An 8,799-nucleotide genomic window follows, 5' to 3' on the forward strand; every position below is an offset into this window, starting at 1 on the left:
CCCGGATCAACTGGCATCTGGGACTTGCCGGGGATGGCCGCTTTCCGAACCCGAAGCGGCGCCGGACCGGCTTGCCACACCGCCGACGCTTCGCTATAGCCCCGACATCGAGACACCGGCCGTAGCCCGCCAGCGCGCGGGCGATCCCGCGGGCCGGTTCATCGATGCGACGCCAGGGTGCTGAAGCGCCGACGGCGTCGTTGGAGAGGTGGCAGAGCGGTTGAATGCACCGCACTCGAAATGCGGCATGGGTGCAAGCCCATCGGGGGTTCGAATCCCCCCCTCTCCGCCAGTCTTGCTAAAAGCTCAATCGTCACGGTAAGTTGCTGATACGCAACGTGTTCGTACGGCCCGACTGGTACATTCGGGTGGTACATATGCCCTTACCGATGGCACGTCCCTGGAAGCATCCCGACAGCGGCATCTACTACGTCCGCAAGGCCGTCCCTGCTCAGCTGCAGCCGCTTGTCGGCCGAGCCATCGAGAAGCTCAGCCTTCGCACGAAGGATCCCGAGGTCGCCCGCGCCCGATTCGCTGATGCGATCCGCGAGATCGAGGCACGCTGGGCGACGCTCGCATCTGGCCCGCAGGAGCTGAGCGAGCGCGAGGCGCACGAACTAGCCGCCCCGGCCCATGACCGTTGGATCGCCCTGCACCGCGACAACCCGAGTCAGAATCTCTGGCGCACCGACCTTTTCGCGCGCCTGTGGCAGCCCCGCCGTGTCGGGCTGTGGGGCCATCCCGACGTCGTCCACCAGGTTCTGCACGGCGCCTACGCCGACAGGGGCGAGGACGACATGGAGGCGTGGTGCCTCAAGCAGGCCGACTTCCTGATCGCAAAAAAGGGCTTGCAGCTCGACGCCGACGGGCGTCGCACGCTGGCTCAGGCGGTCTCTGCGGCCATCCAGCGCGCGAGTCTGGCCCTCGAACGGCACACGCTCGGCGACGTGGCGGAGACGCTGCCTGAGCGTGCACCGTTCGCGGGTCGAGCGCCCGCGCCGCGCCCGGCGCCGACGGCAAAGGTCCTATTCGACGACTTGGTGAAGGGGTGGGCTGCCGAGCGCAAGCCGGTGGAGAAGACGGTCTACGACTGGACGCGGGTCATGCAGCAACTCGCCGCGTTCCTCGGCGACGACGATGCCACGCGGGTCACAGCCGACAAGCTCGTCGCCTGGAAGGACAGCCTCGTGGCATCGGGACTATCCGCCAAAACTATCCGTGAGAGCCGTTTGGCGCCGGTGCGGGCGGTGCTGCGCTGGGGTGTCGATAACAGACGGCTTCCCGAGAACCCAGCCGAGCGCATCACCATCAGCGTCAAGCAGAAGCCGGGCCAGGGCAAGCGCGGCTTCAAGGACGCCGAGGCGGCTCAGATCCTCGCGGCAGCGGCGGGCGAGCGCGACCCGGTCAAGCGGTGGGTGCCGCTGGTGTGCGCATACTCGGGCGCTCGGCTGTCGGAGGTCTGCCAATTACGCGTGGAGGATTTCAGCGAGGTCGACGGCGTCGCGGTGATGCGCTTCGATGCCGAGGCCGGCTCGCTCAAGAACGTCGGTTCGGAGCGCACCGTGCCCTTGCACTCCGCGCTCATCGCCGCAGGCCTCCTCAACTATGTACGTGGGCGCGGGGGAGGTCCGCTGTTTCCCGACCTGCCACCGGACAAGTTCGGCAAGCGCGGCGGCAACGGTACGAAAATCCTTGGGCGATGGGTGCGCAGCCTAGGGCTAACCGACACACGGCTTGCACCGAATCATTCCTGGCGGCACCGGTTTAAGACGCTCGCGCGCAACCACGGCCTCGCTGGCGATGTGACCGATGCTATCACCGGTCACGCGCATCGCTCCGTCGGTGATCAATACGGCGAGTACGACGTCAGGGCGATGAAGCGTGAGCTTGAGAAAATTCCGTCAGGGCCATGATCGTGAACAGACCTAACGTCGTGACGTGATCATCGAGCACTGGCGCTCATGGGTGCCCTTAGGGGAGCTTCCGTGGGGCCGCCGCCGAGCCCCGCGCTGGGTCGAGGACGAGGGCCGATTCGGCGGCGTATGGGTGCTCTGGATCAACCCGGAAGCGGGTAAGGTGAAGACGAAGCAAGGTCGTGAGGTACCTCTGCACCCACAACTCGTCGAGATGGGCTTCCCGGCATCCGTCGTGGGCTTACGCGACGAACGCTTATTTCTCGTGCCGGACCGCGGAGGTCGGCATCGCGGGACCGCTGCAGGGGGGTGGAGAACCGCCTGAGCGAAGCTGCGCGCGAGCACATCGACGATCCAGGGGTAAGCCCGAATCACAGCTGGCGGCACCGCTTTCGCACGATAGCCACCGACGCGGGCGTGGCGGGCAACGTGATCGACGCGATCTGCGGCTGGTCTGCCAAGAGCGTCGGCGAATGTTACGGCAGCGTCTCGCTAAAAGCTCGCGCGGATGCTATTGCGCGTTTGGAAAGAGTTGAGATCTAATATTCAGACCTAGCCATTCCGACGTAAATTTCTTATTCATCCGATGAAGATCCTTCGTTCGCCGGTTCGGATATCCGTCTCAGAGACGGTAGCACGCCTGACAGCGGCGGCCACAACATCAGCATGTCGTGCCACATTTCGCGATGATCAGCTATCCTCCGTCCTTGAGGCGAACCCCCCGCATAAGGGGTGTTGGCGACCATGTGTCGGTTGAGGTCGGGAGACCCGCCGTTCCACTATGGCGGCCCCCGCTCGCCGAGGGCGGTCTTGGCCTTGTCCACGCTTGCGCGTGCCACCGACGAGGCATCTTCATCGCGAGCATTCCTGGCATTCCTGACCGCCCGCCTGGCCGCCATGAGCTCACGGACGAGCCCCTGCCGGCGCGCCTCCGGCAGCAAAGGGTTCGTCATCCGCCAGAGCCGGCCGCGAACGACGAAGTAGCGTCCATCCGGCGTGACGGGATACACCTGTCGGCCCACATGAGCGGCCACGTCACTTGCTCTTGCCGCCCTCCTTGCCGAGCTCGGCCTGGGCGGCCGACGACGAACGCGGGTTCGACTTGCCCTCCTTGGCGGCCTTGGCGTTCGATTTTTTGGCGGTCTCGCTTCCGTGGCCCTTCTTCTCGGTCATGGCCATCCCTTCCGTCCTGATCGAGAACGCCAGGATGGGGAGGTGGTTTGCCAAGGCGTGGGCAACGGGTTGCGCATCGAAACTGCCGGAGATGGTTGAGGAAGGGTGCCGTTCCCGTAGCGGCATTCCCGACAGCTTCGGCCGACGCGCTACTTTCGAAGGCGCGCTACTCGTCTATCCCGAGGGCCGACAGACGTTACCTACCTGACTGAACCATCAGGTCGGCGACCAGGTGGAAGGCCGATTGCCTATCGATTTGGACCGGATGGTACGGCCAGAAATCCCGAAGCACGGGAGCGTGCGGGTGCCTGAACCTCTTGTGCCCCGGATCGGAACTGAACAGGCTTGCCGCGGGCGAAATCTTCTCAGCGAAGTCGGGCTGCCAGTTCTTACGCGATCCATGGTGCATGACCTGGAAAATAGCCGTTCGGCAGATCCTCACGTCGCCGAAGAACTGCAAAAAGCCGTCACATCTCTGGGGACTGTCGAGAAACATATCCCCAGTGTGCAGTTGGGAAAATCGGTTTGCCTCGTCCCTAAGGCCAACAGGATGAGACGTCCAAACCGTAGACAGCTTTGACGAACGCCCAGGGGACCCGAGTACAACGAAAGCGATATGAGGTTGCGCGGCCTCGAAAATGACCCGAAATTTTGATCGTAGGCAGCTTTTAGGTCGTCGAGCGCCGTCACCCGATTGGCGTGGTCAGTGCGAAATCGGTCAAGGATTGGCGCGACCTTGCTCAGGAACGCTGATGTGACGCGCGGTAGCATTCGAGCGTCGTTGTAGGGCACGAACTCCCAGAAGGTCGGAACGACGATCCTCCCCGCCTCCGCGAGAAAGCTTACGCGAGGGTCCGACCCGGCGGTCAGGCCTAGGTCGTCCGAGACTTCATCGGGCGGCTGCCCAAGCTCGGGTTTGAGGTTCCCGTCGCCGACGTCGACGGGGCCATCGATAGGCGCGTCAGGTGGCTGCGGCTTCGGTCCTTCGCCGTCCACCGATGGAACGAACACCACGCGTTGTATCTCGCTACCTTCAAGTCCGGAGAGGAACCCTGCGGGATCTACGAAGAAGCCGAAAATCTCGTCCGTTGCGCCTATCCTGTTCTCGATGGCGATCATGAGCCTTTGCCAGAGAGGTACGTAAGGCAACAGCACTAGCTCGACGACTTGACCCCTCAGCAGCGCAACGAAGCCGCTGATGTGATCTCTGTCGAAATGGGAAATCGTAACCAGATTCAGCCGATCAGGGCCGCAATGGTCGCGTCGGTCGCCGTAGAACATGATCGCGTCGTCGAGCAGTGACTTTGTCGACGTCGTGCCGCAGTCGAATACCCATCCGATTGAGCTGCCGCGGCCGAATCTGCGGATGATGCCTGTCGCGAAGAGCCCTTGTCCGACCGGCCACCAGTCGAGGATTAGCTCGAACGCGGTGCCCTGTACGCCTCCCTGCACGAATTTATCTGGTGATGGGCGAATGATCGTTCCCGCCGCTGCCATGTAGGCGTGAGCCTCGGCAAGAGTTGCTGGGGCTAGGTTAGAGTGACTGCCGCCCTTGATCTGGGCGATGACACGGTGATTGATGTCTCGGCCGGGCCTAGTGAAGTGTGCGAGGATCTGCTGATTGTTCAACGGTGGATTCAGCGCGAGCATCCGCTTGATCAGTCGAATTTCGCCAACCGTCAGTGTCTTGGCGCCGCTCATAGAAGCTTGCCTGCCCCATTCGTCGGTTCAAGGTGTCGGTCCGGTTCAAGCCCGTCAATCTGCGAACCGCACCATGCCATGGGACATACCAGCCAGACGCTCGATCCGGGCGGCGGCACGCACGACGACGTTCATGTCAATCCGGGTCAGATCCGCCGACAAAGCATAGGCCCTCAGATACTCGGCCGAGGCCGGCTTCAGGCCCGCCCGTGCCGAGACAAGGTACGCCACCGCCTCCCCCTCTACCTCCCTCTCGTCGTTGCCCAGACCTTTCCGCGAAGGCCATCCGCTCTCGACCTTGGAGCTGCCGGCCTCGCAGCCTCCCATATGGCCGCAAAAGATGTGTCCGAGTTCGTGAGCGAGGGTGACGAACATCTTGAAATCGCTCATCCGCAAGGTCGAAAGGGCCGACAGGTCAGCGGATGCGCTTCAGCGACGCGAATCGGTCCACGACGTCGGGTTCGACCTCCTCGACAGGCATCGACCATCGCGGTCGCGCCTCTCCGAGATGCAGAAGCGTGATTGCCTGATCGAACGCCGCGGCATGGACGGTGAATTCTTCGACCTCCTCGTCGAACCACACCCCGGCGGGATGAGCGATGCCAGCACGGCACTCGTCGACGAGGTGCGGCTGTGCGGCGCCCGACGTAGCCGGGATTTCGAGCGGTTCGCCCGAGGTCTTGAAGTATCGGCCCGTCTTGAAGGCGGCCTCGCTTGATCGACCCCATAGCGCGAACCCTTCGGTCGAGACGACCATCACCGACCGCCGCTCCGTGTGCCTTAACCACCGTAGGACGGCCGCGGTCAGGGATACGCCGTACCGGTCGGCGAGCGCGCCAAGCTCGTCTAAGGTAGGCTTCGCCTTGGGGTCGATCTGCCGCCGGAGGTCGTGGGACGGCATCAGCAGCGTGGCCGCGAACTCGTCGGCCTCCTTCTCAATGTCCTGGCCGGCTGCCCGACCGACACTGTCCGCCTTGCACCGAATGCCGTCGGGCGGGAGAAGATGGCGGTGAAGCAGATAGTGGCCGACCTCATGCGCGACGGTGAAGCGGCGACGACCATCCCTGGCCGCCGAGTTGCTGATGATCAGCCAGCCACCCTTCTCCCGCACGGGGACCAGGGCGCCCTCGAACCCTTCAAGCTCCTCGCTCACGATCTCCAGCACGGGGTCGCCCGGCCAGACGTTGCGAGAGTAGTCGATGATGAGCGCCTCGACGTCGACGGGATAGCGGTCAGCCGCGTCGATGCCTTTGACAAGGTCCAGCATCTGCGTGAGTTGGTTCGCCCACCTTGCGGGGGACCTGTGCGCCGGCGCTGCCATTGCTGACCCGATTCGATTTCAAGCACAGCGTCTCAGGGCTCCTGGATCGGCGCAACGTCGGGTTGGCACTGCGCTACTTCTTGAACGTCTCGGTGATGCGCCGGATCTGCTCCTTCACGCTCGGGTCCAGGCCCTTGTACTTCCGGAAGAAGGCCTCGTCCTCTGCTGTGGCGAGGTCGGCCCGCTCGTCCATAAGGTAATCAGAGGTCACCCCGAGCGCCTTGGCGATCCTGTCGATCTTGTCGGCTGAGGGGCGCGGCGGGTTCTTGTTCTCCAACTCCCACACGTACGACTTGCTGGAGCCGGTCATCTCGCCGAGCTGATCCAGGGTCAGCCCGGCCTTCTTCCGGAGCTCCTTGATCTTCTCACCGAAGGTCGCCACCGCCGCCGTCTCCCTGGCCGCTCGAAAAAGAATCGTAAAAGTTCGCCGTAGCGTAACACCTGGGCCTTGCATCGCGATACGGCCGCACCCATGTTCGGTCTAGACATACTTTTTAACACGCTAACGAGGTAGCGTCGCCGGAGCTCGCCATGGACGCGAAAGCCCCTTCGACCCCTACCGAAGACGCCCTGGGCGCAACGTCTTCGGATACGGCATCGCCCGACCAGGGCTTGCCCATCCGACTTGCGTTGTCCGGGGGCGGCGTCCGTGCCGCCGCGTTCCACGCAGGCGTGCTTCGCCGGCTGGCTGCCGACGACCTGCTGGAGCGGGTCACACACGTCTCCACGGTCTCGGGCGGCAGTCTCCTCGTCGCTGCGGCCATGTCGGCGAATGGCTTGAGCTGGCCGAGCTCGGCCACTTATCGCGACAGCGTCTTCCCGGCCCTGCGACGCCTGCTCACGACGGTCGATCTGTTCTCCGCCCCCGCGATTGGCTGGACCGGGTTGATGCGCTTCAACCGTAGGCTGCTGACCGCGCGGTCGAGCGTGGTGGCGGACCTCCTTGTCGAGCGATGGGGAGTGAAAGGTCGCGTCATGGACCTGCCAGCCACGCCGTGCTGGTCGATCAACACGACCTCCCTGCACAGCGGCAAGAACTGGCGGTTCTCCTCTCGCGAGATGGGCGACTGGGTCTTCGGACGCCATTATGCCCCGGACGTCAGGCTGGCCGACGCCGCGGCCGCTTCCGCCGCGGTGCCCTATGTCCTGGGCGCCCTCTGGCTCGACCTACCCGCCGAGGGCTGGTTCCAAACCGATCCCGCGACGCGGAAGCCGCTTAAGCGAACGCAGCCGCCGACGACACGGATCGGCCTTTGGGACGGCGGCGCCTACGAAAACCTCGGCCTTGAGGCGGTCTACAAGCCGGGGCAGGCGCCCGATCCGGACGCGTTCGTGATCTGCAGCGACGCCTCGGGGCCAGTCCCGCCGTTCGGGGCCGCATCACCCTTCGCCATCCTGAAGGGACGCTTGGCCGGTCCGAGACTGTTCGACATCGCCTCCGACCAGATCCGCGCTCTGCGTTCCCGCATGTTCATGCGCGACGTCGAGGGAGGGACCCTGCGGGGAGCCCTGTTCAAAATGGGCGTCTCCGTGCGCGACGTGGACATCCGCATCGGGCGCGTGCGGCCCGAGAGGGATTACGATGGCTACCTTCGAGATGCGGACGTCCGCGCGGCGCTCGGCCATCCCACGGATCTTCGGGCGATGTCCCCGGCAGTCTTCGAACGGGTTGCGCGCCACGGTTTCGAGGTGGCCGACACCGTCCTGACCAACCACTCGCCCGACCTGTTTCCCGAAGATCATCGCTGGCAGCCGGCGGCGGACACCCGGCTCTGACCCTCGGAACAAGGAGAGACATCATGCCCGCCTACGTCACCTTCTATCCTCTCGGGAACGCGGACGGCGCGCTCATCGAGCTCGCGAACAAGCAGATGCTGTTGATCGACTACGGCAACCAGCGTAACCCGAACGACCCGCAGGATCAGCGCTGCGACCTGGCCGAGGAACTGCGTAAGGTCCTGCGCAAGGGGAACCGCGACTCATTCGACGTCGTCTGCTTCACGCACTTGGACGACGACCACTGCCAGCGCATGGGCGAGTTCTTCTGGCTGCGCCACTCCACCGCCTACCAGGGCGATGACCGCATCAAGATCGACGAGCTCTGGGTCCCTGCCTGCGCGCTCACCGAGACGAACCTCACGGGAGACGCACGCTTCGTGCGGCAGGAGGCTCGCCACCGCCTGCGTGAGGGCAAGGGCATCCGCGTCTTCTCCCGCGCCGAGCGCCTGAAGGACTGGATGGCGGCTGAGGGCATCGACTACGAGAGCCGAAAGCACCTCTTCGTCGACGCCGGCAAGCTCGTGCCCGGCTACGAGAAGTCGAGCGCGGCGGCGGCGGAGTTCTTCGTCCACAGCCCGTTCGCTTGGCGGCAGGACGAAGGCACTGTGGTCGACCGGAACGGCGACAGCATCGTGTTCCAGGCGACGTTCGTGGACGGCGGGGAGGAATCCTACGCCCTCTTCGGTTCGGACGTGGATTACCTCGCCCTCACCGACATCGTGAGCATCTCGCGCCGTTACGGCAACGCCGACCGGCTGCAGTGGGATCTCATGAAGCTGTTCCACCACTGCTCGTACAAGTCCTTAGAGCCTGTTTGAGGACGAAACCTCAGGCTGGATTGTTGAGGGCGTTGGCGGCCATGAGGCAGGCGACGCAGGCAAGACGGCCGGTCGCGACATCAAGGCGGCCGGC

General features: G+C 64.3%; 9 protein-coding genes and 1 tRNA gene. 5 read left to right on the plus strand and 5 right to left on the minus strand.

Annotated features, from left to right (window positions below; all coding sequences use genetic code 11):
* Positions 1-202: 202 nt before the first annotated feature.
* The 3 genes from MFF56_RS08220 (at position 203) to MFF56_RS08230 (ending at position 2,456) form a co-directional block, all read left to right on the plus strand.
* A tRNA-Ser gene (locus tag MFF56_RS08220) sits at positions 203-292 on the plus strand.
* 97 nt (positions 293-389) lie between these two features.
* Positions 390-1,913: a site-specific integrase gene (locus tag MFF56_RS08225; RefSeq protein ID WP_238229922.1), complete on the plus strand. Its 1,524-nt coding sequence runs from the start codon at positions 390-392 to the stop codon at positions 1,911-1,913.
* 309 nt (positions 1,914-2,222) lie between these two features.
* A complete protein-coding gene (locus MFF56_RS08230; RefSeq protein WP_156453937.1) occupies positions 2,223-2,456 on the plus strand; it encodes a site-specific integrase in 234 nt (77 codons plus the stop codon).
* 492 nt (positions 2,457-2,948) lie between these two features.
* Here the strand turns inward: MFF56_RS08230 and MFF56_RS08235 are convergent, their stop codons facing one another.
* The 5 genes from MFF56_RS08235 to MFF56_RS08255 form a co-directional block, all read right to left on the minus strand.
* Positions 2,949-3,086: a hypothetical protein gene (locus MFF56_RS08235; protein ID WP_197430712.1), complete on the minus strand. Its 138-nt coding sequence runs from the start codon at positions 3,084-3,086 to the stop codon at positions 2,949-2,951.
* A 438-nt stretch (positions 3,087-3,524) separates the two neighbouring features.
* On the minus strand, positions 3,525-4,787 hold the full coding sequence (locus tag MFF56_RS08240) for a ComEC/Rec2 family competence protein (RefSeq protein ID WP_156453938.1): 1,263 nt from the start codon (positions 4,785-4,787) through the stop codon (positions 3,525-3,527).
* Between the two features lie 54 nt (positions 4,788-4,841).
* Complete coding sequence (locus tag MFF56_RS08245) at positions 4,842-5,177, minus strand: hypothetical protein (RefSeq protein ID WP_066925963.1); 336 nt, start codon at positions 5,175-5,177, stop codon at positions 4,842-4,844.
* A gap of 25 nt (positions 5,178-5,202) precedes the next feature.
* Positions 5,203-6,054, minus strand: a complete 852-nt coding sequence (locus MFF56_RS08250; protein WP_197430713.1) for an ImmA/IrrE family metallo-endopeptidase — start codon at positions 6,052-6,054, stop codon at positions 5,203-5,205.
* A 127-nt stretch (positions 6,055-6,181) separates the two neighbouring features.
* On the minus strand, positions 6,182-6,490 hold the full coding sequence (locus MFF56_RS08255) for a helix-turn-helix domain-containing protein (RefSeq protein ID WP_066925969.1): 309 nt from the start codon (positions 6,488-6,490) through the stop codon (positions 6,182-6,184).
* Positions 6,491-6,639: 149 nt separating this feature from the next.
* Here MFF56_RS08255 and MFF56_RS08260 point away from each other — a divergent pair, with 149 nt between their 5' ends.
* Positions 6,640-7,884 carry a patatin-like phospholipase family protein gene (locus MFF56_RS08260; protein ID WP_082773280.1) on the plus strand — a complete coding sequence of 415 codons (1,245 nt, stop codon included), beginning with the start codon at positions 6,640-6,642 and terminating at the stop codon, positions 7,882-7,884.
* A 23-nt stretch (positions 7,885-7,907) separates the two neighbouring features.
* Positions 7,908-8,705 carry an anti-phage 6A-MBL system MBL-fold protein gene (gene mblB / locus MFF56_RS08265; RefSeq protein ID WP_238229923.1) on the plus strand — a complete coding sequence of 266 codons (798 nt, stop codon included), beginning with the start codon at positions 7,908-7,910 and terminating at the stop codon, positions 8,703-8,705.
* Positions 8,706-8,799 lie beyond the last annotated feature (94 nt).

Source organism: Methylobacterium hispanicum (assembly GCF_022179285.1).
Lineage (GTDB): Bacteria > Pseudomonadota > Alphaproteobacteria > Rhizobiales > Beijerinckiaceae > Methylobacterium > Methylobacterium hispanicum.

Coding starts and splice junctions, on each gene's coding strand:
- MFF56_RS08225 (WP_238229922.1), top strand. CDS start 390: ATGGCACGTCCCTGGAAGCATCCCGACAGCGGCATCTACTACGTCCGC.
- MFF56_RS08235 (WP_197430712.1), bottom strand. CDS start 3,086: ATGACCGAGAAGAAGGGCCACGGAAGCGAGACCGCCAAAAAATCGAAC.
- MFF56_RS08240 (WP_156453938.1), bottom strand. CDS start 4,787: ATGAGCGGCGCCAAGACACTGACGGTTGGCGAAATTCGACTGATCAAG.
- MFF56_RS08245 (WP_066925963.1), bottom strand. CDS start 5,177: ATGAGCGATTTCAAGATGTTCGTCACCCTCGCTCACGAACTCGGACAC.
- MFF56_RS08250 (WP_197430713.1), bottom strand. CDS start 6,054: ATGCTGGACCTTGTCAAAGGCATCGACGCGGCTGACCGCTATCCCGTC.
- MFF56_RS08260 (WP_082773280.1), top strand. CDS start 6,640: ATGGACGCGAAAGCCCCTTCGACCCCTACCGAAGACGCCCTGGGCGCA.
- mblB (WP_238229923.1), top strand. CDS start 7,908: ATGCCCGCCTACGTCACCTTCTATCCTCTCGGGAACGCGGACGGCGCG.